The sequence below is a fragment of the Cnuibacter sp. UC19_7 genome, assembly GCF_042699995.1.
GTDB lineage: Bacteria > Actinomycetota > Actinomycetes > Actinomycetales > Microbacteriaceae > Cnuibacter.
Window position 1 is genome coordinate 315,576 of record NZ_CP170560.1, and the last position, 22,476, is coordinate 338,051.

General features: G+C 70.2%; 20 protein-coding genes. 10 read left to right on the forward strand and 10 right to left on the reverse strand.

Features of this window, described 5'->3' with window-relative positions; all coding sequences use genetic code 11:
- Positions 1-51 precede the first annotated feature (51 nt).
- Both ACFJGV_RS01570 and ACFJGV_RS01575 read left to right on the forward strand, forming a co-directional pair.
- A complete protein-coding gene (locus ACFJGV_RS01570) occupies positions 52-1,806 on the forward strand; it encodes a sensor histidine kinase (RefSeq protein WP_378146312.1) in 1,755 nt (584 codons plus the stop codon).
- Complete coding sequence (locus tag ACFJGV_RS01575) at positions 1,794-2,498, forward strand: response regulator (protein WP_378146314.1); 705 nt, start codon at positions 1,794-1,796, stop codon at positions 2,496-2,498. The genes ACFJGV_RS01570 and ACFJGV_RS01575 overlap by 13 nt, the downstream gene beginning before the upstream one ends.
- On the opposite strand, the gene ACFJGV_RS01580 is transcribed toward ACFJGV_RS01575, so the two are convergent.
- From ACFJGV_RS01580 to ACFJGV_RS01590, 3 genes are read right to left on the reverse strand one after another with little or no spacing between them, the layout of a single operon-like run.
- On the reverse strand, positions 2,492-3,739 hold the full coding sequence (locus ACFJGV_RS01580; protein ID WP_378146316.1) for a serine hydrolase domain-containing protein: 1,248 nt from the start codon (positions 3,737-3,739) through the stop codon (positions 2,492-2,494). The two genes, ACFJGV_RS01575 and ACFJGV_RS01580, sit on opposite strands and share 7 nt — an antisense overlap.
- Before the next feature lie 41 nt (positions 3,740-3,780).
- Positions 3,781-5,376 carry a D-alanyl-D-alanine carboxypeptidase/D-alanyl-D-alanine-endopeptidase gene (dacB, locus tag ACFJGV_RS01585; protein ID WP_378146317.1) on the reverse strand — a complete coding sequence of 532 codons (1,596 nt, stop codon included), beginning with the start codon at positions 5,374-5,376 and terminating at the stop codon, positions 3,781-3,783.
- Positions 5,373-6,587, reverse strand: coding sequence for a serine hydrolase domain-containing protein (locus ACFJGV_RS01590; protein ID WP_378146318.1), 1,215 nt, complete (start codon positions 6,585-6,587; stop codon positions 5,373-5,375). The genes dacB and ACFJGV_RS01590 overlap by 4 nt, the downstream gene beginning before the upstream one ends.
- Before the next feature lie 289 nt (positions 6,588-6,876).
- On the opposite strand from ACFJGV_RS01590, the gene ACFJGV_RS01595 reads away from it, so the two are divergent.
- The gene (locus tag ACFJGV_RS01595; protein ID WP_378146320.1) at positions 6,877-7,290 is read left to right on the forward strand and encodes an arsenate reductase ArsC; all 414 of its coding nucleotides are present in this window, start codon (positions 6,877-6,879) and stop codon (positions 7,288-7,290) included.
- A 56-nt stretch (positions 7,291-7,346) separates the two neighbouring features.
- Here the strand turns inward: ACFJGV_RS01595 and ACFJGV_RS01600 are convergent, their stop codons facing one another.
- On the reverse strand, positions 7,347-8,204 hold the full coding sequence (locus tag ACFJGV_RS01600; RefSeq protein WP_378146321.1) for a S8 family serine peptidase: 858 nt from the start codon (positions 8,202-8,204) through the stop codon (positions 7,347-7,349).
- On the opposite strand from ACFJGV_RS01600, the gene ACFJGV_RS01605 reads away from it, so the two are divergent.
- Entirely contained in the window at positions 8,188-9,453 is a 1,266-nt protein-coding gene (locus tag ACFJGV_RS01605) for a hypothetical protein (protein WP_378146323.1), read from the forward strand. The genes ACFJGV_RS01600 and ACFJGV_RS01605 overlap by 17 nt on opposite strands.
- A 417-nt stretch (positions 9,454-9,870) precedes the next feature.
- A complete protein-coding gene (locus tag ACFJGV_RS01610; RefSeq protein ID WP_378146325.1) occupies positions 9,871-10,953 on the forward strand; it encodes a PrsW family glutamic-type intramembrane protease in 1,083 nt (360 codons plus the stop codon).
- 341 nt (positions 10,954-11,294) lie between these two features.
- On the opposite strand, the gene ACFJGV_RS01615 is transcribed toward ACFJGV_RS01610, so the two are convergent.
- The 3 genes from ACFJGV_RS01615 to ACFJGV_RS01625 form a co-directional block, all read right to left on the reverse strand.
- Complete coding sequence (locus ACFJGV_RS01615) at positions 11,295-11,546, reverse strand: hypothetical protein (protein WP_378146327.1); 252 nt, start codon at positions 11,544-11,546, stop codon at positions 11,295-11,297.
- Entirely contained in the window at positions 11,543-15,046 is a 3,504-nt protein-coding gene (locus tag ACFJGV_RS01620; RefSeq protein ID WP_378146329.1) for a beta strand repeat-containing protein, read from the reverse strand. Before ACFJGV_RS01620 ends, ACFJGV_RS01615 begins: the two co-directional genes overlap by 4 nt.
- A 605-nt stretch (positions 15,047-15,651) precedes the next feature.
- Positions 15,652-16,083, reverse strand: coding sequence for a MarR family winged helix-turn-helix transcriptional regulator (locus ACFJGV_RS01625; protein WP_378146330.1), 432 nt, complete (start codon positions 16,081-16,083; stop codon positions 15,652-15,654).
- A gap of 67 nt (positions 16,084-16,150) precedes the next feature.
- Between ACFJGV_RS01625 and ACFJGV_RS01630 the strand changes: the two genes are divergently transcribed.
- On the forward strand, positions 16,151-17,074 hold the full coding sequence (locus ACFJGV_RS01630) for a zinc-binding alcohol dehydrogenase family protein (protein ID WP_378146332.1): 924 nt from the start codon (positions 16,151-16,153) through the stop codon (positions 17,072-17,074).
- Between the two features lie 15 nt (positions 17,075-17,089).
- Here ACFJGV_RS01630 and ACFJGV_RS01635 read toward each other — a convergent pair whose 3' ends face one another.
- The gene (locus tag ACFJGV_RS01635) at positions 17,090-17,728 is read right to left on the reverse strand and encodes a TetR/AcrR family transcriptional regulator (protein ID WP_378146334.1); all 639 of its coding nucleotides are present in this window, start codon (positions 17,726-17,728) and stop codon (positions 17,090-17,092) included.
- A 202-nt stretch (positions 17,729-17,930) separates the two neighbouring features.
- On the opposite strand from ACFJGV_RS01635, the gene ACFJGV_RS01640 reads away from it, so the two are divergent.
- The 3 genes from ACFJGV_RS01640 to ACFJGV_RS01650 are packed head-to-tail and all read left to right on the forward strand — an operon-like array spanning position 17,931 to position 19,377.
- Positions 17,931-18,536, forward strand: coding sequence for an alpha/beta hydrolase (locus tag ACFJGV_RS01640; protein ID WP_378146335.1), 606 nt, complete (start codon positions 17,931-17,933; stop codon positions 18,534-18,536).
- A 53-nt stretch (positions 18,537-18,589) separates the two neighbouring features.
- The gene (locus ACFJGV_RS01645; protein ID WP_378146337.1) at positions 18,590-19,018 is read left to right on the forward strand and encodes a nitroreductase/quinone reductase family protein; all 429 of its coding nucleotides are present in this window, start codon (positions 18,590-18,592) and stop codon (positions 19,016-19,018) included.
- Complete coding sequence (locus ACFJGV_RS01650) at positions 19,015-19,377, forward strand: cupin domain-containing protein (protein WP_378146339.1); 363 nt, start codon at positions 19,015-19,017, stop codon at positions 19,375-19,377. The genes ACFJGV_RS01645 and ACFJGV_RS01650 overlap by 4 nt, the downstream gene beginning before the upstream one ends.
- 6 nt (positions 19,378-19,383) lie before the next feature.
- Here the strand turns inward: ACFJGV_RS01650 and cydB are convergent, their stop codons facing one another.
- Both cydB and ACFJGV_RS01660 read right to left on the reverse strand, forming a co-directional pair.
- Entirely contained in the window at positions 19,384-20,382 is a 999-nt protein-coding gene (gene cydB / locus ACFJGV_RS01655; RefSeq protein WP_378146341.1) for a cytochrome d ubiquinol oxidase subunit II, read from the reverse strand.
- A 12-nt stretch (positions 20,383-20,394) separates the two neighbouring features.
- Positions 20,395-21,810: a cytochrome ubiquinol oxidase subunit I gene (locus ACFJGV_RS01660; protein WP_378146342.1), complete on the reverse strand. Its 1,416-nt coding sequence runs from the start codon at positions 21,808-21,810 to the stop codon at positions 20,395-20,397.
- 132 nt (positions 21,811-21,942) lie between these two features.
- Here ACFJGV_RS01660 and ACFJGV_RS01665 point away from each other — a divergent pair, with 132 nt between their 5' ends.
- On the forward strand, positions 21,943-22,470 hold the full coding sequence (locus ACFJGV_RS01665) for a hypothetical protein (protein WP_378146344.1): 528 nt from the start codon (positions 21,943-21,945) through the stop codon (positions 22,468-22,470).
- Positions 22,471-22,476: the final 6 nt, after the last annotated feature.

Sequence of the window (22,476 nt, forward strand, 5' to 3'; positions counted from 1 at the left end):
TTGAGCGGCGCGCGGCGCGCACCCTAGGCTCTGGCTGAGGTGAGCGGGCGGATGGCGGCAGTGGTGGAAGCAGCGGAAGGCGGGCGCCCGCCCACGGCTCCGCGGGCCCGTCGACGTGATCCGCTGCGACCGGCGCTCCTCCTGCTCGCCGCGTTCGCCCTCGCGCTCGGGACCTTCCAGCTCGCGGCGGGGACGCAGGCTCCGGTGCCCTACTGGGTCCCGCTCGCCTTCACCCTCGTCTACGCCGTCTGGGCCGCGGCCGGCATCATCGCCTGGTGGCGGCGGCCGCTGAGCGCGACGGGTCTCCTGCTGCTCGTGGGGGCGATCGCCGTCTTCCTCGGCGGGGCAGGCAATCTCGGCCTCCCCGGCCTCGACCAGCTGGGCGCGGTCTTCGCCACCCTGATCCTGGGCGTCACGGTCCACCTGCTCCACGCCTTCCCGACGGGCCGGCTGCACGGCGCCCTCTCCGTGACCACGGTCGCGGTCGGCTACGGCGTCACCTTCCTGCTGCAGATGCCGCTCTACCTCCTCCCGAGCGAGGCATCGGGTCTGCGAACCCTGGCCGAGTGGGTGCAGAGCGTCACCGGCCTCGCGGTGATGGTGGTGACCGCCGTCGTGCTCGCGAGGCGCCTCCGCTCGGCCGATCCGCGGAACCTGCGGGTGCTCCTCCCGCTCTACGCCTACGGCATCGTCGCGGTGCTCCTCATCCCGCTCTCGGCGAACCTCATCGGAGTGCTCGGCGGAGACCCGGTCCTGGTGGGCGGCGTGCAGCTCGTCGTCCTGGCGGGCGTGCCCGTCGCCTTCCTCGCGGGTGTGCTGCTCGGCGGCTACGGGCAGACCTCCGAAGCGGATGCGCTGAGCACCTGGCTGGGAACGGCGGCCCCCACGAGGACATCGCTGGGATCGGCGCTCGCTCGCTCCCTCGGCGACGACTCGCTGCGAGTGGCGTACTGGTCGGAGGAGCGCGACCTGTTCATCGATGAGGACGGCGACCCGACGGACGTGCGCGACCAGCTCCCTCCCCGTCTGTGGGAGGAGGTGAGGGTGGAGTCGAGACTGGTCGGCGCCATCAGCTACGACGGGCGAATGATCTCCGACCCCGAGTCCGTGCGCCGGGCCGGCCGCGTGCTCGCCATCGCCCTCGACCGGGAGAGGCTCACCGCCGCGCTGGTGGCGAGCAACGACGCACTGCTGCGGTCGCGCCTCCGCCTCGTCGAGACCGCCGATCGGGAACGCGGTCGCATCGCCCGCGATCTGCACGACGGCCTCCAGGTGCAGCTCGTGCTGCTCGCCCTCGAGGCCCAGCAGATCGCGAACTCGGACGATGCCCATCCGGCCACCTCCGAGGCCGCCACCGCGCTCCGCCACCGCATCGACGACGCCGCCGCCCAACTGCGGCGGCTCGTGCACGCCGTGCTCCCGTCCGCTCTCGTCGAGCGCGGGCTCACCGCCGCGGCCGAGGACCTCGTCGACCGACTCGACATCCCCGCCACCCTGACGAGCGACGTCGACGACCGCGCCCTCGAGCCCGCCACCGCGCAGTCGGCCTACCTCATCGTCGCCGAAGCGCTCACGAACGCGGTGAAGCACTCGCAGGCACGATCGGTGGCGGTGGAGCTGCGTCGGGAGGGCTCGACGCTCGGGGTGCGGGTCGTCGACGACGGGCGTGGGGGAGCGCTGCTCGAGAACGGCACCGGACTGAAGGGTCTGGCGGATCGTGTCGATGCCCTCGGAGGATCGTTCGCCGTGACGTCGCCGGTGGGCGGCGGCACCGAGGTGAAAGTGGTGCTGCCGTGCGGGTCGTGATCGGCGAGGACGAGGTGCTGCTCCGTGAGGGGCTCGTGCACCTGCTCGAGAAGGATGGGATCGAAGTGGCTGCCGCCGTGGGTACGGCCGTCGAGCTCGAGGCGGAGGTCGACCGCCTCAGCCCCGACCTCGTGGTCACCGACATCCGCATGCCGCCGTCGCACACCGATGAGGGGCTGCTCGCCGCCCTCCGCATCCGCCAGGCCCACCCGGGGGTCGCCGTGGTGGTGCTCTCGCAGTACGTGCAGCGCCGCTATGCCACCGAGCTGCTCGAACAGCGCGACGGCGGAGTGGGCTACCTGCTGAAGCAGCGCATCGCCGACGTCCGCACGTTCACCGCCGACCTCCGGCGCGTGCAGCAGGGTGGCACGGCGCTCGACCCGGATGTGGTCGCCGTGCTCGTGTCGCGCGCCAGCAAGGCGAGCGCCGCGCTCAGCGGTCTCACGCCGCGTCAGCTCGAGGTTCTCGGGCTCATGGCCGAGGGACGCAGCAACGCGCACATCGCCGCCAGGCTGGGGACGTCGGAGAAGGCGGTCGTGCAGCACACCTCACGCATCTACGACGCCTTCGGGCTGCCCGTCGCCGCCGACGATCACCGGCGGGTGCTCGCGGTCATCCGCTACCTCGCGGCGGCGGGCAACGGAGACCGGTCGGCTCAGTACCGGCCGCCTCAGTACCGGCCGCCTCAGTAGAGACTGTCGATCAGCGCCTTCGCGATCGAGGCCGCCGGCCCCTGGCCGTTCGCCGCCGGCGCGAGGTTCGCCCACACCACGAGGGTCACGTCGTCGGTCGGGTCGTAGCCCATGAAGGAGTTGAAGCCGGGGAGCTCACCGCTGTGCCCGTAGAAGGCGCCGAACCTCGCGATGTTCCAGCCGTACGCGGCCGACGTGGGATCGTCGGGGTCGGTGGGGACGGCGCTGTCGAGCCGCTCCTGCTGCAGCTCCGGATCGAGCAGCACACCTCCCTTGCCGCCGAGCGCCTCCACCCAGTCGGCGAGGTCGCCGGCCGTCGAGATGCCTGCGCCGGCCGACCAGGCCCACGACGGGTTGTCGAGAGTGCCGTCGGTGGGTGCGAAGCTGCCGTCCTCTGCACCCGCCAGCAGGTCGGGCGGGAGCTTCGAGGATCCGAGCGTCCCGACGTTGGTCCACCAGTAGTAGCCGTCAGAGTACGGGGCGGGCAGGCTGCTGTCGTCGAGCGCGGGGAACGAGGTCTGGGTGAGCCCGAGAGGGGTGAAGAGCCTGTCCTGATAGATCTGGGCGAGCGGCTTGCCGTCGAGCTGTTCGGCGATGAGTCCGAGCAGCACGGTGTTGGTGTTCGAGTAGTGGTAGCCCGTCCCCGGGGCGAAGTCGGGCGGCAGAGCGAGGCCCATGGCCACCAGCTCTTCGGGCTGCCAGACCCGTTTCGGGTCGGCATCGAGGCCGGCGTTGAGGGCGTACGTCTCGGTGTAGTTAGCGAGCCCGCTGCGCATCATGAGCAGCTGCTCGATGGTGATGTTCTCGCCGTTCGGCACGTCGGGCCGGTACTTCGACACCGGATCGTCGAGCGCGATCCGCCCCTCCTGCACGAGCTGCAGGATGACGGTGCCCGTCCAGGTCTTGGTGTTCGACCCGATCCGGATGTGGTCGTCGACCGACACCGGCGTCGAGCCCCCTGGGCTCGTCACCCCGTAGGTCGCGGTGAACTCGCCCGCGGGGGAGCGGAGCAGCATCACGGCACCCGGCTGACCGAGCTCGGCCGCCTTCTGCTCGAACAGCGTCTTCAGCGCCGCTTCGTCGATGGGTCCCATCGTGGGAGCCGCAGCCCCGGTGGAGGAACCGCTCGACGGGTCCGCCGACGTCGGCGCGGGCGACGGCTGACCGGTGCAGGCGGCGAGGGCGAGCGCGGAGAGCAGCGCTCCACCCGTCGCGATGGTCGTGAAGGTCCGTGACCGCATCCGTCGTCTCCTGTCGTCAGTGGGCATGCTGGGTCGTGTCGTCAGTACGCCTGCTGGATCGCGGCGGCGACCGCACCCACGTCGTCGTTGGCCTCGAAGACGCCGTCCATGCCGTCGTAGAAGCCCTGGTTCACGATGATCGTGAAGGCGAGCTCACGGCCGCTCGCCGCATCCATCACTCCGCCGAGCGTCTTGGTGGTGAGCGCGACGCGGCCGTTGAACGCGTCGCCACCGGCGAGGGTGCCGGTCTTCGCGAACACCTTGCCGGCGGCCGGGCTCCCGGTCTGCACGGTGGCGAGCGAGCCGTCGACGCCGAGCACCGGGAGCGTCGCCTTCCACTGCTCGGAGTCGGGACGCTTCGCCATGAGGGTCTGGATCTGGACGGCGTTCTCGGGGGTGATGTAGTTGCCCTCGAGGCCCGAGCCGTCGATGAGCGACGCTCCGAGCGTGTCGAGACCCTCGCCGGCCCAGATCTCGCCGGCGACGGACATGCCGTCGTCGCAGCGGTCCGACCCCTCGGCGGCCGCGAGCCGGCAGATGAAGGTCTGCGCCCCACGGTTGTAGCTGATCTTCATGACGTAGGTCACCTCCTCGGCCAGCGGAAGCGACTCGAGTCGGGCGACCGCGGGCAGCGACTCCACCGTGGCGGAGTCGGGGAGCGCGCCGGCGGGGTTGGTCGCGACCGGATCGGCGGCGACGCTCACCCCGGCACGCCCGAGCGCCTCGATGAAGGCCGTGCGCGCGAAGGTGGCCGGGTCGTCGAACTCGAAGACCTTGAGCACGGGATCGCCCTCGTTGACGGTTCCCGTGACCACGATCGTGCTGGGATCGGTGGCGGAGAGCCGGGGGGCCTCGATACGGGCGGTCGCGCCCGCCGCGACGGTCTCCACCTGGAGGTCGAGCTTCCAGGGCGCCACCGCCGGGGTGAGGGCGGCGGTGGCGGGCTGACCGACCGCGCCGGGAGTGATGAGGATGTCGAGGAGGTTCTGGTTGATGACGATGGGGGAGAGCGGTTTTCCGGCCAGCTCGCCCGAGAACAGGCGGTCGTCGACGATGACGTCGCCGTTCACCGCAGTGATGCCCGAGGCCCGCACCTGCTGGGCCAGATCGTCGAGCCCGGCGAGGGGGTCCTCGGGGGTGAGCGTCGCCCCCGGCAGCGGGTTGGCGTCGTTGTGGTCGAGGTTCGTGAAGTCGACCGAGCCGTCGGGCTTGGTGCGCCCGCCCATGGTGAGGTCGCCCTGGCCCACCAGCACCAGATCGCCGGTGAGCGTGCCGTCGGTGACGCTGCCCGACTGCTTCACCGGCGTGGTGACGGTGTGGTCCGGCCCCCACTTCACCCAGGCGGCTCCGGCGCTGTACGTCTTCACGAAGGATCCGGGCTGGGCCATCTTGTCGCCGTCGAGGTCGATCAGGGTCTCGCCGGTCTCGAGGTCCTGCACCGAGATCAGCCAGCGGCCCTGAGCGTACTGGGGCTGGTTCATCACCTCGCGCGCAGCATCCGGAAGCCCCGGGACGGCGTAGCCACCGCCCCCCGAGCTGGTGGAGCTCGTCTCGGCCGGCGCCCACGTGCATCCGGTGAGCACCACCGCGGCCGCGGCGAGGGTGACGAGCGCGGCCGAGACCGGTGATCGCCTCACGAGGATGTTCCCTTCGTGAGCACGTCGGCCAGGGCCCGGAACGCCGCGTCGGCGGGGTGGACCTGGGGGACGTCGGACTCGTTCATGTAGACGACGATGCTCGCGCCCGTCTCGGGGTCGTAGAAGGTGGCGGCGGTGAAGCCCACGCCCTCGCCGTTGTGGCCCAGCCAGCCGTTCGTCTCGCCCATGCCCACGGCGTACAGGTCGTAGGGCGGCCGGGGTATCTCGTGGCCGACCTCCCGCAGCTCCTGGGTCTCGGGCTTCAGCAGAGCGCCGCTGCCGAGGGTCTGGGCCCACACCCGCCCGTCGTCGAGCGTGGAGAAGAGCGATCCCGCCGGCCCGAGGATCGACGGGTTCTCCTGCTGCGGCTGCAGCTCGCCGTCGGCCTGGACGTAACCGGTGGGATGCGGGCCCGTCCAGTCGGCGACGTCGGTGAGGTAGCGGGTGCCGGTCTGCCCGAGCGGGTCGAGGATGCGCTCCTGCAGGGCCTCCGCGTAGGGCTGCCCGGTGACCTTCTCGACCACCGCGCCGAGCAGGTTCGTGTTGGCGTTGGTGTAGAGGTACTCGGTGCCCGGATCGAACTGGGCGGGCGCTCCGATGACGAAGGCGTTGAGCTCGTCGAGCGTGTACACCTTGGCGGGGTCCTTCTCGAAGTCGGCGAGGAAGGCGTCGCCCACGTAGTCGGCATTGCCGCTCGACATGTTCGCCAGTTCGAGCAGGGTAATGCGGTCGCCGTCCGTGATGCCGTCGACGTACTCATCGATCGTGTCGTCGAGCGAGAGCCGCCCCTCATCGGCGAGCTGCAGGATGAGTGACACGGTGTACGACTTCGTGACGCTGCGGATGGGCCAGCTCATCTCGGTCGTCACCGGCACGTCGCCGGCCACGTCGGCGAGACCGATCGCCGTCGTCCACGAGCCCTGCCCGGGTATCCAGACCCCCGCTGCCGCCCCGGGCACGTCGTACTCGGCCATGACCCCTTCCACCGCGGTCTGCAGTCGGTCCTGCAGGTCGGCTGGCAGCTCGCCCTCGGGGGCTGCAGGACGCGACAGCGAGGGAGAAGCGGAGGACGGCGGCGCGGTGCTGGTGCCGGCGTCGCCTCCGGTGCCGGTGCCGGTGCTCGTGCATCCGGCGAGAAGGGCCGCCGAGGTCGCCGCGAGGATGACGAGGAGGTGGGAACGTCGCGTGTGGTGCAGTGAGCGGTCCGGCATCGTTCCTCGTTCCCACGCGCCGCGACAGCGGCAGGAGGCGGGCACGGTGAAGCGCGCCTCGGTCTCCAGGCTGGCCGAGAGGCCCACGCCCGGGCAATAGACCTGGGTCCCCATCCGCGGGCGGAGGAGCGTGGATGGCCGCTGCCGGCATGGCGAGTGGCGCGAGCTGCTGCGCCCGCCCCGAGCGATCCTCCATCGCCATGCCGAACCGCGGCGAACGAGAGGCCGTGGCCGTTCACCATGGCCGTCTAGGATCGACCCGCTCCGACCCGACACCCGGAAAGCGACCATGACCCTCACCGAACGCCCCGCCGTGCTCTTCGTCTGCGTCCACAACGCCGGACGCTCCCAGATGGCCGCCGGCTATCTCGCCGCTCTGGCGGGCGATCGCGTCGATGTGTTCTCCGCCGGCAGCGAGCCCGGCGATCAGGTCAACCCGACCGCCGTCGAGGTCATGGCGGAGGAGGGCATCGACATCGCGGGAGCAGCACCCCGCATCCTCACCACCGACGCCGTCCGCCAGGCCGATGTCGTCATCACGATGGGCTGCGGCGACGCCTGCCCGGTCTTCCCCGGCAAGCGGTACGAGGACTGGGACCTCACCGATCCGGCGGGCCAGCCCGTCGATGTCGTCCGCGGGGTCCGCGACGACATCCGGTCACGCGTCGAAGCCCTCATCGCGGAGATCGCGCCTCGGCCGTAGTCGTTCCGGCTCCGGCATGTCGGCCGTGCGGCCATCCGCGTCGCGCGGGACGATGCTCAGCTCCGCGTACCTCTGGCTGTGGCACGACGGGCACGGCTGAACGACACCACCGCGCCACCGGCGAGCAGCAGCAGGGCGACCAACGTGATACCGCCGAGATCCCCTCCGGCGCTCAGCCCCGTGTCGGCCAGGCGCATGCCGCCTCCGCCGGCGGGCACCGGAGCCGGCGCGGGGGCCGCCGGCAGCGCCGCGATCGCGGCGGGTGCGAAGACGCGTCCCGAACCCCAGACGTTCGCGTCGGAGACGCCGTAGTCCACCGGCTGCGTCGGCATCGGGACCGCCGTCGAGACGAGCGCGTCGCGCACCTGCTGGGCCGTCGACTGCGGGGAGTACTGCATCGCCAGCGCGGCCACAGCGGCGACGCCGGGAGCGGCGGCCGACGTGCCGGGGAAGTAGTAGCCGTCGGGCAGCACGGGACTGCCGGAGTAGTAGCTCTCGAAGAACGTCGTGCGCACGTAGTCGACTCCGATGAGGTCCGGCTTCACGAGCACGCGCGGCTCGAGAAGAGGGTCCGCCGGGCGGTGCGTCAGCCTGTCGACCGGGCCGAAGTAGTAGGTGGCCGGACCGGTGCCCGAGTAGGGCTCCATCGACTCGGGCTTGAACGTCGGCGCCGCTCCGCTCGTGAGCACGGCAGGATCGGCCGGGTGCGCGAACACCACCGGGCCGATGACCACGTCGTCGCGCCACTCGTCGGGAGCGTAGGGCAGCCGCTGCACGCCGCCGTCGTCGATCGCGATGATGACCTTGACGCGCGGGGTGGCGGGCTCGCCGACATTCGTCGCGCGCGCCAGCACGAGCGTGTAGTCGGCGAGGACGGACGGCACGGTCGGGTCGGTCGTGGCGGTGTACCCCACGTACGACGCCGGCGTCCTGTCGTCGAAGGTGCCGCTCCCGGTCGGCAGTGGCAGCGCTGCGCCAGTGGCATCGAGCAGGAACGGCACGATCACGGTCGATCGACCGTCGACGGGCTCGGCCCACTGCGCGAGCAGCTCGAAGCTGGGGGGCGGTGTCGAGCGTCACCTGGAGGCCCTTCGCCGGTGCACCCGCAGGCCCGAAGTCCATGCAGTCGACCTCGGTGCCCGTGGTGCCGAGGGCCGTGTCCATCATGCCTGCCATGCCGGCGAAGCAGTCGCCGGGACGGTACTCGGCCGACTCCCACGAACCGGTGGGCGCGATGTTCTCGGTGCCGGCCCCGAGGTAGCCGATGCTGCCCTCATTCTGTGCTGCGGCGACGTAGAGCACGCCTTGGGCCCGGATGGCGGCGATCTTCTGCGCCACGACACCCTGCTGGAACCACGGCTCGGTGAACTGCACCACATCGTCGACGATCACGTCGGCGCCGTGATCGACGAGTGCCTGGATGTTGTCGGCGAACTCGGTCTGCGTGGCGCCGTCGGTGGCGAACATCAGTCGCGCGCCGGGAGCGATGCCGTGCACCACCTGGGCCATCGCGCGACCCTCATCCGTGAACATGGTCGCGTTCTTCTCGAGGATCGGACCGACCGGTGTCGTGTAGCCGCAGGGGTTGCCGGGGCCGGGGAGAGCGCCCGCCAGGACGTCCTGGGCGGCATCCGTCGCCACCTTCGTGCCGCCGAGGTCGTAGGAGTCGGAGATCACGCCGACCGCGAGACCCGTCCCGTCGAGACCGTACTGCGCCTGCACCGCGTCGACGCCGAGAGGCGCCGCCGTGTTGACGGGGATGGATCGGCAGCTGGTGCCCGAGAGGTCGGGGTCGCCCGAGGACGCCAGCGCCGCGCTGAGCTCGGCGGGCAGGGCAGCGCTCGACGCGTGCTTGGAGAGCAGACCCGGTTCGAGCGAGACGACTCCGGCCAGGGCTGCCACGTCGTCGAAGAGGTCGGGTGTGGCGTAGACCGAGACGGCGGGGGCGCTGACGCCTACCGAACGCACCTCGACGAGAGACTGGATGGCGGCGATCGCCGCCTGCTGCGCCTCGAACGACTCGAACCGCAGCTCCACGATCACCCGACCGCTGCCGTCGACCGCGAGCGAGCCCGCACCCTCGGCGGGCAGACCGGCAGCACGAGACGCCTCGGGCGTGCCCGGCGCCACTCCCGACGCCGCGAGACGCGCGAGCCCGGATGAGACGACACCGTGGGCGACGTCGATCGGATCGGCGTGAGCGACAGCGGGGAACGCGAACAGGGATGCCGCGATCGCGAGGCCGCTCGCCAGTCCGATTGCTCCGCGGCGCAGCGCCGCCCCTCTGCGGTCGACCGCGCGCCCGTCGGTCGTCCTGACACCCGCGTAGGCGTGACCCATCGCACCGGCCCCCCGTCGTGCCGCACACGTGCGCGGTCGTGCTCACTCTATCGATGGCCGACGGGCACCCCGCAATCGGGGACGGCCGGGGGAGTGCGGCGGTGCACCACGGTCGACCCCGGCAGTAGGCGTTCCTACGGGTGATGTGAGATGGCCCTCTCCGAGGAAGACAGCTGTCGATACAGTGACTCCACTGGGGGTCGGATGCGCCGACAGGTGAGGGGTGGAATCGAGATGGCCGTGGCGGATGAACGTCAGACCGAGCCGGTGTGGTCGCCCATCGGCCGCGCCGATGTGGTGGGCGAGTGGGATGGGGTTGCCTGGACGGGGCGGAGCCGCGTCGATCCGGTGGAGGGTGCTGTGCCCCACCGGCGGGTGGTGCCTTTCGGATTCGTCGCGCACCTGTGGTTCTGGCTCTTGATAGGTGGCGTCGTCATCACGGCGGGTGCGGGCTTCCTCGGCGACGGCGCCTCGACGGCATGGTGGATGATCCTCGCCGCCGTCGGCATGATCGCGATCCTGTCCTCGGTCGTCGTGTTCTTCGACAAGACGATGCGCTTCCGGGAGCTCCGAAACTGGAAGCTCCTTCTCGTTCTCGGTCTCGCCTCCGGAGCTGTGGCCAACCTTCTCGCGTATCTGATCGAGCCCATCCTCGAGCCGGCCCTGGGTACACCGTTCGCGGTCGACCTGTGGCTGTCGGGCCCGGTGGAGGAGACGGCGAAGCTGGCCCTCCCCGTCGTCCTGCTGGTCACCGTTCGTCGTGTGGTGGGTGATCCGCGGGCCGGGGTGCTGGTGGTGCTGCTGTCGGGGTGCGCTTTCGGGGTGTGGGAGGGGTTCGACTACATCGTGACGGCGACGGGCCAGAACGGGACCGTCCTCGCCGGTCTCAGCCGCGGGATCGGCGAGATCCCGCATCCGTTGTGGACGGCGATCGCGGCCTCTCTCATCTGGCTCGCAGCCCACCGATCGGGGCGCGTCCTCACGCTCCCCGGTCTGGTCGGCTGGGTGATCGCGATGCTGCTGCACTCGCTCCACGACGGGCTGGGCGCCCTCAATCAGACGGGAACGCAGAACACCATCTCCAGCAGGGGCATGGCGACGGTGGATGCTGCGGTCGTCGCTGCCACCGCCGTGAACGCGTTCACCCTCGTGGTGATCGCAGTGTCGGTCCTCATCCTCCGCCACGTCGCGCGCGAGTTGGTGCCGCCGACCGCGATCGCGGCCAACCCGCCGCGGTGGCGGCCGCGCCTGAAGCAGTGGGGCCTCCCACGCCATCACCGTGTGGCGAACCCGCCCACCCGCCACGGTGTCAGCCGTCCGTGATCCGGCGTGGGCCGGGGGAGTGCCGCGGTGCACCACGGTCGAACCCCCTGTGCCGGCTGCTGACTCCTGCTCAGCGACAGGACATCCTCGGTGACCGCCAGTACGACGCCATCTTCAGCCATGCCACAGGCCTTCCCCGCAGCTCACGCCAAGACCCAGGTTCCGCGGTCTCCCGATGACGCGGAACCGGACCTGCTGACGATCCATTGACATGACTTCATGTATCCGCTTTTGTCGCGTGGGCGGGTTCGAAGTCGGGGCGCGAGGCGCGGGGTGGGGTGGGGAACCTGCGCCCCGCGCCTCCCGCTCCGGCTTCGATCGTGATCCCACGTGGCGGTATCTCACGTGCGGTGGGTGTGGAGGTAACGGGCGAGGGAGATGTCGTGGGTGCGGAACCGGTGTCGGACTCGGACCATGGTGTAGCCGGCGTCACGGAGCGCGGTGGCTGTGCCCCTGTTCAGCCGGAGCGGCTGGTCCGGGGCACGGTATCCGCCGATGCCGGCGTAGATCGCGAGGATCTTGGGGGTGGTGGTCCTGCTGCCGAACTTGGCGGCGGCGTATCCGGTGCCGAGCTCGGGGTCGTGGTCGGTCACGGACGGAACTCCCGCGGGGTCGCATCGGCTGAGTCCCTGCGGCGAATGAGGAGGAAGGCGGCGCCAGCGAGCAGGAGGACGAGTGCTCCTGTGCCGATGGCGCCGATCGCTCCGCCGTCGAGGCCGGTGTTCGCCAGCCCCGCCCCGGATGCGGAGGGCGGGGTAGTGGGGGAGGGGACTGGCGCGGGGATGACCTGGATCGTGACGGTGGCGGTGAGGGTGCCAAGGGTAGCCGTGATGGTGTGGGGGCTGGCGTGGGGGAAGGTCACGGTGGTGCCGGTGATCACGTCGGTGTCGACGGAGGAGGTCAGCACCACGGTGCTGGTGTCGACGGGGTTGCCGGCCGAGTCCGCTCCGGTCACTGTGAAGGTGAGGGTGCCGCCCTGATCCACGGTCGCCGCCGACGGGGTGATCGTCAACGTCGCCGCGGGACCGGCGACGACCTCGATGCTGGCGCTGGTGGACACGCCGTCCAGGGTGGCGGTGACGATGTGGGTGCCGGCGCCGGAGAACGTCACGGAGGTGCCGGTGATGGTGTCGGCGCCGATGTTGGAGGCCAGTACCGCTCCGGTCGTGTCGACGGGGTTGCCGGCGGCGTCCGCGCCGGTGATCGTGAAGTCGACGCTTCCGTCCTGGGTGACGGTCGCGGTGGTGGGGGTCAGGGTGAGGGTCGCGACCGGGCCGGCGACGACCTCGATGCTGGCGGTGGCGGTGATGTCGCCGAGGGTGGCGGTGATGGTGCGGGTGCCGGCACCGGAGAACGTCACCGCCCGGCCGTCGACGACATCCTTCTCTGCGGTGGAGGACAGGGTCGCGGCATCCACGTTCACGGGGTTGCCGGCGGTGTCGGTGCCGGTGATCGTGAACACGGTGGTGTTGCTCTGGGTGACCGTGGCAGTGGCGGGTGTCACGGTCAGCGTGGCGAGCGGCCCCGCGACGACCTCGATGCTGGCGCTGGTGGAGACACCGTCCAGGGTGGCGGTGACGATGTGGGTGCCGGCGCCCGAGAACGTCACGGACGTACCGGTGATCGTGTCGGCGCGGATGTTCGAGGACAGCACGGCGCCGGACGTGTCGACGGGGTTGCCGGCGGTGTCGGTGCCGGTGATCGTGAACCCGGTCGTGTCGCCCTGGGTGACGGTCTGGGTGGCGGGTGTGATCGTGAGGGCGCTGAGGGGGCCGGGGGTGACGGTGATCTCCGCGGTGGTGGTGATGCCGTTCAGAGTGGCGGTGACGGTGCGGACACCGGCGCCGGAGAACCTGATCGAGTGGCCGTCGATGGTGTCGGTGGGTGCTGCGGTCAAGGTCGCGTCGTCGACGTTCACGGGGTTGCCTGCCGCGTCGGTGCCGGTGAGGGTGAACGCGGTGGTGCCGCCCTGGACCACGGTCGCCGTCGCGGGCGAGATCGACAGGGTGGCCAGGGGGCCGGCGACGACGCGGACGGTGGTGGAGGTGCTCACGCCGTCCAGGGTGGCGGTGACGACGTGGTCGCCGGCGCCGGAGAACAGGACGGTGTGCCCGCCGACGAGGTCGTGTCCACCGGAGGTGAGGGTCGCGTTCGTGGTGTCGACGGGGTTGCCGCCGGCGTCGGTGCCGGTGATGGTGAACGCGATCGCGTCTCCCTGGGTCACGGTGGGGTTCGTCGGGCTGATCGAGAGCGAGGCGACCGGCCCGGCCACGACTGTGATCGATGAGTCCAGGGTGAAGCCCTGGAACCTGGTGGTGATGACGTGGGCGCCGGCGCCGGAGAACGTGACGGTGTGTCCCTTCACGACATCCGACTGACGGTTGGAGGTCAGCGTGGCGGCGGAGGTGTCGATCGGGTTGCCGTACCTGTCCCATGCCCTCATAGTGAATGCGATGGACGATCCCTCGGCGACGGTGGTCCTGTACGGCGAGACGGTCATCGACGAGGCAAGCCTCGGAACGATCTGGATGGTGAACGTCTTCTGCACCCTCACGTCCCGCACGGTCGTCGACGCGGTCACGCTGCAGGGCCCGGCCACGGTGAAGACGCCCTCGTCGTTGAGGGAGCAGTGGTCGTAGGCGAAGTCCACGCTCGGCTGGGGTGAAAGCGGGGAACCGTCGACCCCGTTCACTGTGACCGGGATGGATACAGGGGCTCCGGCCGCGACCGTGTAGTCCGTGGGTGTGACGATCGTCGCCGGAGCGACGGCGTACAGGAACATCGTGGTCACGGCCATCGTCGGCGAGGTGCTGCTGAACCAGGTCCCTGAGCCGCGGGCCGATGTGTTCCATGCCGTCCCGGGCGGTGGCGTCGGGAGGGTGCGGGCGCCGTCCGCGAACGAGGGCGCGAACACGCTCACACTCGGAGCGGTGGGGACGAACTGAAAGAGGGTGTTGTACCCGTCCACCATGCCGGCGGGCGGAGAGAGGGTGATGGATCCCTGGTTCGAGATCCGGCCCGCGCCCGCGAAGGACGCGCCGACGGTCGGGTCGGTGACCGTACCGACGATACGACCCGTGGCCCCCACGCTCATCCCGTATCCGGCCGGCACGGAGAGGCGTCCGGAGGGCAGTCGCAGGGTGCCCTCGACGGTCAGCGAACCGAAGTCCCCACCGATCTTCCGACCCGGCACGCTCCAGCCGCCCCCGAAGATGTTCTCCGGAGCGGCCGCGATGACCTCGCCTCCAGGCCCCACGTGCAAGGATCCACCTGAGCCCCCGGCCGACTCTCTGTCGACCAGTGTCGCGCCGCCGCCGATGGCTGTCCCGTTGCTGGCGGACGCCATGGCCGTGAGGGTGCCGCCCGTCACCGTGATGTTCGCGCCTGACCCCACCACGCCCGTTGAGAGGACGTTCCCGCCGCCGACGGCCACCCCGGCGGGTCTGTCGCTGTAGGCGTTGAGTGCCCCGGAGGACACCGTGACCGTGCCACCGTTGCCGCTGCGGGAACTGACGCCGGGGGCACCGCCGACCGCCGCGCTGTTGCTCCCGGCATAGGCGTTGACCGTGCCGCCTGCGACGTTGAGCGTCCCCGCATCCAGGTTCGTGGCGGAGCCACCGGCACCGGTCGGATCGTAGCTGCCACCGATGCCGGCCCCGACACCACCGCGGGCGGTCACCGTCCCTCCCGTGACGGTCAGAGTCGCGCCGGTGTTCTTGATCCCTGCCACACGAAGGCTGCTGGCGTCGGCGGTGAGCGTGCCACCACTGCCATCGGTGGGGCCGCTGACGGTGAGCGAGGTGCCCGGATTGATGACCACGTTGGACACGGAGAGGTCGTGGGTTCCCAGGTCGAGCGTGGTGTCGCAGTACACCGTCAGTGCTGTCGTGGGTGCGGAGATGTCCCCACCCAGGATGATCGTGTTCGGGGTGGTCTGGCAGGAGGTCAGGGCGAGCTTCAGCCCGCCGAGGTCGTCCACCGGGAACGTCGCAGCGAACGAGGGCGCTGCGGGACCGGCGACCAGCAGCCCGGTCACCACGGCGAGAGCGGCCCATCGGGTCTTCGCCCGCCGGGTGGTTCCCGTCGGCGCCATCGACTGCCCTCGACCCATGCGAGCTCCCCATTCCTGCTGTCCCTCGCTCGCGGAGTCGCGGGAGATCGGCCCGAAGCTAACAGGTTGGGGGATGCGCCGACCAACTCACTACGGTTCGGGCCGTAACGAGTGGCGCAGGAGGTCTGTCTCGAGGAGTCCGAGGACACGGGCGAAGCCGCCGTCGTGGGGGAGAGGTGAGGGTCGCACTCGAGGCAGCGGCACGAGAGCGGCTTGCGACCTCGAAGAGCAGTCGACATGGCTTCGAGAAGCAACCATCCGCTAGCGGACGAGTGAAGAGCTCTTCCTGGCCACCGTGGGTCGCGTGGTGACGCCGGAGCTGTCAGTGGTGATGGTCGTGGTCTTCGTTGTCGTGATCGTCGTCGAGGAGCATGCCGACTGAGGTGACGCAGGCGTCACCTCTCAGGCTTCGATGCCTTCTCGGATGGCGAACACGACGATGACGAGGGTGGCGATGGGGTCTGCCACCACCATCCGAAGAGAGTGTTCAGGAGTAGTCCTGAGAGGACTGCTGCGCGAGCATGCCGTCTCGCTATTGACATAATGTGCATTATCAGCGCTGGACCGACGGGCTGAGCGGGGCTGGATCAGGACGGCGCGGGGCCGAGCATCCGCTCCAGCAGGACGCGCAGGGCGTCGCGGTCCGCGGGGTCGAGTTGGCGGATGATCGGCTCGACCGCGACGCGGACGTCGGCCTCGATGCGGCGCGCTGTGGATTCTCCGTCGGCCGTCAGCGCGACCTCGATGACCCGCTTGTCTGATTCGCTGGGACGCCTCTGGACGAAGCCTCTGCGCTGTGCGCGGTCGATCAGGCCGGACAGCGTCGACTTCTCCAAGCCCAGGTGGCCGGCCAGCTGCTTCATCTGGGGTGACCGCCCACGCAGCGTGCCCAGGAGCCGGAGCTGCGTGATCGACAGATCGTTGTCGGCCGCGATGCGGTTGAGTGCGCTGGTGAGGATGAACGCCGTCTGCGCCAGAGCGTCGATCAGCCCAGCCTGCTCGGTATCGGGTTCTTCCACGGCGCCTCTTTTGCTTCGTACTACGAACTACTATAGTTCGTGTTACCAACTATATCAAGGAGGAGACATGTTCGCCGCCGTCGTCACCGATCTGGCACACCCGCCCCGGTACCTCGAGGTGCCCGACCCCGCTCCGTCCGGCCCCGGTCAGGCCGTCGTCGAGGTGCTCGCCTCGGCCCTGCATCCGCGAGTCCGCTCACAGGCGGACGGATCGCACTACACCGAGACGGTCCCCCTCCCCTTCGTTCCCGGCATCGACGGCGTCGGGCGGGATGCGGAGGGTCGACTGCGATACTTCGTGGTCGAGAGCGGGGCGATGGCCGAGCGCGCCGCCATCGACCTCTGCGCGAGCGTGCCCCTCTCCCCCGCGATCGACCCGGTCCGCGTCGCGGCCGCGATGAATCCGGCGATGTCGTCGTGGATCGCGCTCCGGCGTCGCATCGCTCTGCCCCTCGGCGCCCACGTCGCCATCCTGGGCGCATCGGGGAGCGCCGGTCGGCTGGCGATCCAGGTCGCCCGGCACCTCGGGGCTGCCCGGATCTCCGCGGTCGCTCGGGCCACCAGCGCCTTCGACGCACTTCGCACCCTCGGCGCGGACGACGTCGTGACCTTCGACGCCTGCTCCGCGGTGGCCGGCGCCGATGTCGTGCTCGACTACGTCTGGGGTGCCCCGGCCGCCGGCGCCATGACGGAGATCGTGCGGGCGCGCCTCGACCGCGGGGCGCCGCTGTCGTGGATCCAGATCGGGTCGATCGCCGGCCCCGAAGCCCCTATCCCGTCGGCTGCGCTCCGTGCCTCAGGGCTCCAGATCATCGGCAGCGGGCAGGGATCGGTGAGCACCCGCGAGATCGTCGAGGAGCTCCCCTCCCTCGCCGACTTCATCATGTCGGGCACTCCCCAGGTCTCGCCGCGGGCCGTCCCGCTCCGTGACGTGGAGAGCGAATGGTCGCGACCGTCGTCGGGAGAAGCCCGCACGGTGCTCGTCCCCTGACCGGAGCTCCGCCGCTCAGGCGTGACGGGGATGGTAGTACGAGGTGACCATGGCCACGGCGTCGGCGATCGTCCGGCTGATCTGCTCCGGGCTCGGATCCCACTCGACCAGCAGGAGCTTGGGCCAGAAGACGACGTTCGAGATCATCCCGAGGAACTGGGTGGCCGCGTCGGTGGGGTTCGGAACACGAAGGGAGCCCTTGTCGTCGGCGGTGGTCAGGTAGGCGTGCACCCTCCCGAAGAACGGCTCCTTGCCCAGGTCGAACTGGATACGGGCGAGCTCCGGGAAGCGCGGCGCCTCGGCGATGACCATCCGGTGCAGTCCCGCCATCCCCGGTCGCAGGAGCAGTTCGGCGTACCGATCTCCCAGTGCGGTGAGACCGCCTACCGGATCGAGTCCGTCCAGCTCCTCCGAGGCGGAGGCCGAGGTCGCAGTCCTCCCCCAGAAGTCGAGGACGATCGCCTCGAACAGGTCGGCCTTCGTCGGGAACTGCTTGAACAGCGTCGCCGTCGACACTCCCGCGACCTCCGCCACCCGCGCCAGCGACGTGCTCTCGTAGCCGTTCTCGCCGAACAGTCCGGTCGCTGCCGAGACGATGGCCGCCCGCTTGGTCTCCGCGACCCTCTGATGGTAGGTGAGCGCGGCGTCCGGCATGCCTCCAGCGTAGCCCCCGCCGAGCCAGAAGGTAAGTCACTTGACTCACCATGGCATCACTGACACAGTGGTGAGGCGATCGACTCACCTCAGGATCGATCGGACGCGAGGAGCAGGACATGGAACGGTTCGACGACACGACGGTGCTCATCAGCGGCGGCGCCGGAGGCCAGGGCGCCTCTCACGCCAGGGATGGACAGGAGTGCCGTTCCTATCGGTCGACTATCGGCTCGCGCCGGAGGCGCCGGCGGGAACGGCGCCCGCCGATGCGCTCGCCGCTCTGCGGTGGCTCGTCGCCGAGGCCCCCGCGCTCGGAGTCGATCCCGCCCGCATCGCGGTGATGGGCGACAGCGCCGGCGGCGGCATCGCCGCGTCCTTGGCCGTGCTCGCGCGAGACGCGGGACTCCCCCTGGCGAAGCAGATCCTGATCTACCCGATGCTGGACGACCGGTCGGAGCGCGACCCGGAGCTGGATGCAGCGGCGGCGATGTTCTCCTACGAGTTCGAGCGCACCGCGTGGGAGGCTGTCCTCGGCGACCTCCCGCTGGGCGATCGGGTGCTCTACGCCGCCGTCCCCGCCCGGCAGCCGGACCTGGCGGGTGTCGCTCCGGCGTACCTCGAGGTGGGCGAGCTCGACATCTTCCGGGATGCGGACGTCGCGTACGCGGGCCGGCTCTGGCGCGCCGGCGTCTCGACCGAGCTGCACGTGCATCCCGGCTCTCCGCACGCCTTCGACATCCTCCTGATGGGCGACCCCGCCGGACATCGGCACCGCGAGGAGAAGGTCCGGATCATCCGGGGCATCTGACCGAGGCCATCCGAGCGACCCGCGCACATCGACCCCCGAGGAAGGACCGGGACATGGAAGACCGAGTACGACGAGCACTGGCGATCACACCCTCATCGTCGGCCTCCGACAGGACGATCGACATCACGACGATCGGAGCGAGGACCGGCAGGCCCCGCCGCATCGAGATCTGGTTCTACCGGGTCGACGACGAGATCTACCTCACCACGCAACCCGCCTCGCGCGACTGGTACGCCAACCTGCGGGCACACCCGGAGTTCACCGTCCACCTGAAGCACGGAGTCAGGGCGGACCTGCCTGCGAGGGCGGAGCCGGTCTTCGACCCGGCCGACCGCGCCCGCATCTTCGCCTCGATCATCGACGACCTCGACCAGCCACGGCACCGTGGCTACATCGCGCAGCCCGTCGAGCCGCTCGAGGAGTGGGTGCGGCGCTCTCCCCTCGTCCGCGTGCACGTCGATGAGGGAGGATCGTCCTCATGACGACGGACATCGCGCGCGAGCTCGACCAGGTGACGCAGTACTGGACCCCGAGGGTCGTCGGACGGGTCAACGACCAGTACGTCAAGGTGGCGAAGCTCCTCGGCGAGCTGGTCTGGCATTCCCACGCCGACGAGGACGAGATGTTCCTCGTGGTGTCGGGCAGGCTGCGCATCCAGCTGCCCGACGACCAGGAGGTCGTGCTCGAGCCCGGTCAGTTCCACGTGGTCCCGAAGGGGGTGCTGCACAACCCCGTCGCCGACGAGGAGGTGCACATCGTCCTCATCGAGACCGTCACGACCGCGCACACCGGCGAGGTCATCGTCGAGGGCACCGTGCCGATCGAGCAGCAGCTGAGCTGACCTCGATCACGCGGCCGGGATGAGCGATCGCGTGATCCGACGACGGAACACCCAGTAGGTCCACGCCTGGTACGCGAGGATGACCGGCAGGGCGAAGCCCGCCACCCATGTCATCACGGTGAGCGTGTACGGGGTGCTGGATGCGTTCGCGATGGTGAGCGAGTTCGCCGGGTCGTTCGAGGCGGGCATGACGTCGGGGAAGAGCGCCGAGAAGAGCGCGAGCACCGCGAAGCCGATGGTCGCCGCGGTCAGGGCGAACGCCGTGCGCTCCGCAGCCCGCGCGTTCGCGAACACCGCGGCGATGAGCAGCACGGCCGCGACCGCGGACAGCAGCCATGAGGCGAGCGTGCCGTGGGCGAGGTCGGTCCAGATCAGGAACGACGCCGCGGCCAGGATCGTCACGAGCCCGGCCCGCGTGGCGAGCCGCCGCGCCCTCACCCGGACCTCGCCGTCCGTCTTGAGGGCGACGAACCCCACGCCGTGCGTGAAGAACAGCAGCAGCGTCGTGATGCCGCCGAGGAGCGCGTAGGGGTTGAGCAGGTCGAACAGGGTGCCGAGGTACGTGTGGTCCGCATCCATCGGGACGCCCTGCACGATGTTCGCGAACGCGACACCCCAAAGCAGCGCGGGCACGGCCGATCCGACCACGATCATCCCGTCGAACCACCGCGTCCACCGCAGGCCCTTGCCCTGATGCCGGTACTCGAACGACACACCGCGCGCGATGAGGGCGAGCAGGATGAGGAGCAGCGGCAGGTAGAAGCCCGAGAACAGTGTCGCGTACCACTCGGGGAACGCGGCGAACAGCGAGGCGCCGGCGACGATGACCCAGGTCTCGTTGAGGTCCCAGACCGGACCGATGGTATTGATGAGCACACGACGGTCGGTGTCGTCCTTGCCGAGGAAGGGCAGCGACATGCCGACGCCGAAGTCGAACCCGTCGAGGACGAAGTACCCGATGAACAGGAATCCGACGATCCAGAACCAGAGGGTGGCGAGATCCATGGGGTGTGTCTCCTAGTAGACCGTGCTGGTGACGACGGGGCTGCCCTCGGTGGCGTCGTGGTCGGACGGCTCGGGCTCCGGCCCCTTCTTGATGGCCTTGACGATGAGCCGGAACTCCACGACGGCGAGGGCACCGTAGACGAGGGTGAAGGCGACGAGGGAGGCGACGACGTCCCATCCGTTGATGCCGGGCGACACCGCGTCCTGGGTCTTCAGCAGCCCGAACACGATCCACGGCTGCCGGCCCATCTCGGTGAAGACCCAGCCGACCGACATCGCGGCGAGCGGGAGGGGGAAGGCCCAGATCCCCACGCGCCACATCCAGGTCCGTCGAGGAGCCCTCCCCCGACGCGTCAGCCAGAGCCCCGCGATCGCGATCAGGATCGAGACGACGCCCAGACCGATCATCCAGCGGAACGCCCAGTAGGTGATCCAGACCGTCGGCATGTAGTCGCCGGGGCCGTAGAGCTGCACGTACTGCGCCTGGAGGTCGTTGAGTCCCTCGACCGTCCCGTCGGCGGTGTGCGTCGAGAGGAAGGAGAGCAGGTACGGGATGCGCAGGGAGAAGAGCTCGCTCGATCCGTCGGGTGTGCCCCACGTGAACACCGAGAAGGAGGCGTTGGCACCCGACGCCGTGTTGTACAGCGCCTCCGCCGCCGCCATCTTCATCGGCTGCGTGTCGACCATGACGAGCCCCAGCTGGTCGCCCGAGAGGACCGTCCCCACGCCCGCGATCACCATCATCCACAGCCCCACCTTGAGGACCGGCCGCATGGTGTCGTGCCCCTTGCTCCGAGCCAGGTGCCAGCACGCCGCCGCGATGAGCAGCGCGGCCGTGACCATGAACGCGCCGAAGATCGTGTGCGGGAAGGAGGCGAGCGAGACCGGGTTGGTGAGGACGGCGCCGATGTCGGTCAGCTCCGCCCTCCCCCGCGCCTCGTCGAGCTGGTAGCCGAGCGGATTCTGCATGAACGCGTTGGCCGCGAGGATGAAGTACGCCGAGAGCACCGTCGCCGCCGCGGTCAACCAGATCGAGGCGAGGTGCACCCGCTTCGGCAGCTTGTCCCAGCCGAAGATCCAGACGCCGATGAAGGTGGCCTCGAGGAAGAACGCGAGGAGCCCCTCCATCGCCAGAGGCGCGCCGAAGATGTCGCCGACGAACCGCGAGTAGTCCGACCAGTTCATGCCGAACTGGAACTCCTGCACGATGCCCGTCACCACTCCCATGGCGAAGTTGATGAGGAACAGCTTCCCGATGAACCGCGTGATCTGCAGGTAGCGGGCCTTCCCCGTGCGCACCCACGCCGTCTGGAACAGCGCGACCGTCGTCGCGAGTCCGATCGTGAGGGGGACGAAGAGGAAGTGGTAGATCGTCGTCAGCCCGAACTGCCAACGCGACAGGAGAAGAGGATCGAGGAGGTCGGTCACCGCACCAGGATGTCGGCCCGTCGGTCGCCGGGACGGGACCAAAGACCTGTGGGATGCGAGGGCGCGCTCGGCGCCGCATCCGACGGGACCTAGGTCATGTCCCACCGCCGTCGTGATCGGCAGGGTCGAGACATGGACTGCCTGATCCTGTACGAGGCCGCGTCCCCGCCCACCGAGGCGCTGGCCCGGGCCATGGCCGACTCCCTCCCGGGCTCGGACGTCACCGTGCTCGACCTCGACCACTCCGGGCCCGCGAGGTGCGATCTGCTCATCGTCGGTGCGGGCGTGCGAGGGCGCCCGGGTCTCTGGTGGCGGGGCAGGGCGGGCTTCCCCGAATCCGATGGGAGCTCTCGGACCGATGTGCGGGGCACCGTGAGCGCTCTGACGGTCCGCGGGGTGCAGGCGCACTGGTACGGGGCCTTCGACACCCGGCCGTGGTCGATCCTGCCCCGGGTGGGATCCCTCGCCGACCGCCTCGACACCGCGCTCTTCCGGCAGGGCCTGCGGCCGGCGCTCCCCGCGCGGAGCTTCCCACTCGCGACCGTCGCGGCGCCCTCGTCGGCGGAGCTGATCGACGCCGCGGCCTGGGCGGGAGAGCTCTACGCGGTGACCCGCGCCAGGTTGCGGGTGCTCGCCCGGGTCGTGCGTCCGTCGGCGTGATGACGG

Excerpts from the sequence above, each read along its gene's own strand:
- ACFJGV_RS01570 (WP_378146312.1), top strand. The coding sequence starts at position 52 with ATGGCGGCAGTGGTGGAAGCAGCGGAAGGCGGGCGCCCGCCCACGGCT.
- ACFJGV_RS01580 (WP_378146316.1), bottom strand. The coding sequence starts at position 3,739 with ATGCGGTCACGGACCTTCACGACCATCGCGACGGGTGGAGCGCTGCTC.
- ACFJGV_RS01590 (WP_378146318.1), bottom strand. The coding sequence starts at position 6,587 with ATGCCGGACCGCTCACTGCACCACACGCGACGTTCCCACCTCCTCGTC.
- ACFJGV_RS01595 (WP_378146320.1), top strand. The coding sequence starts at position 6,877 with ATGACCCTCACCGAACGCCCCGCCGTGCTCTTCGTCTGCGTCCACAAC.
- ACFJGV_RS01620 (WP_378146329.1), bottom strand. The coding sequence starts at position 15,046 with ATGGCGCCGACGGGAACCACCCGGCGGGCGAAGACCCGATGGGCCGCT.
- ACFJGV_RS01630 (WP_378146332.1), top strand. The coding sequence starts at position 16,151 with ATGTTCGCCGCCGTCGTCACCGATCTGGCACACCCGCCCCGGTACCTC.
- ACFJGV_RS01635 (WP_378146334.1), bottom strand. The coding sequence starts at position 17,728 with ATGCCGGACGCCGCGCTCACCTACCATCAGAGGGTCGCGGAGACCAAG.
- ACFJGV_RS01645 (WP_378146337.1), top strand. The coding sequence starts at position 18,590 with ATGGAAGACCGAGTACGACGAGCACTGGCGATCACACCCTCATCGTCG.
- ACFJGV_RS01650 (WP_378146339.1), top strand. The coding sequence starts at position 19,015 with ATGACGACGGACATCGCGCGCGAGCTCGACCAGGTGACGCAGTACTGG.
- cydB (WP_378146341.1), bottom strand. The coding sequence starts at position 20,382 with ATGGATCTCGCCACCCTCTGGTTCTGGATCGTCGGATTCCTGTTCATC.
- ACFJGV_RS01665 (WP_378146344.1), top strand. The coding sequence starts at position 21,943 with ATGGACTGCCTGATCCTGTACGAGGCCGCGTCCCCGCCCACCGAGGCG.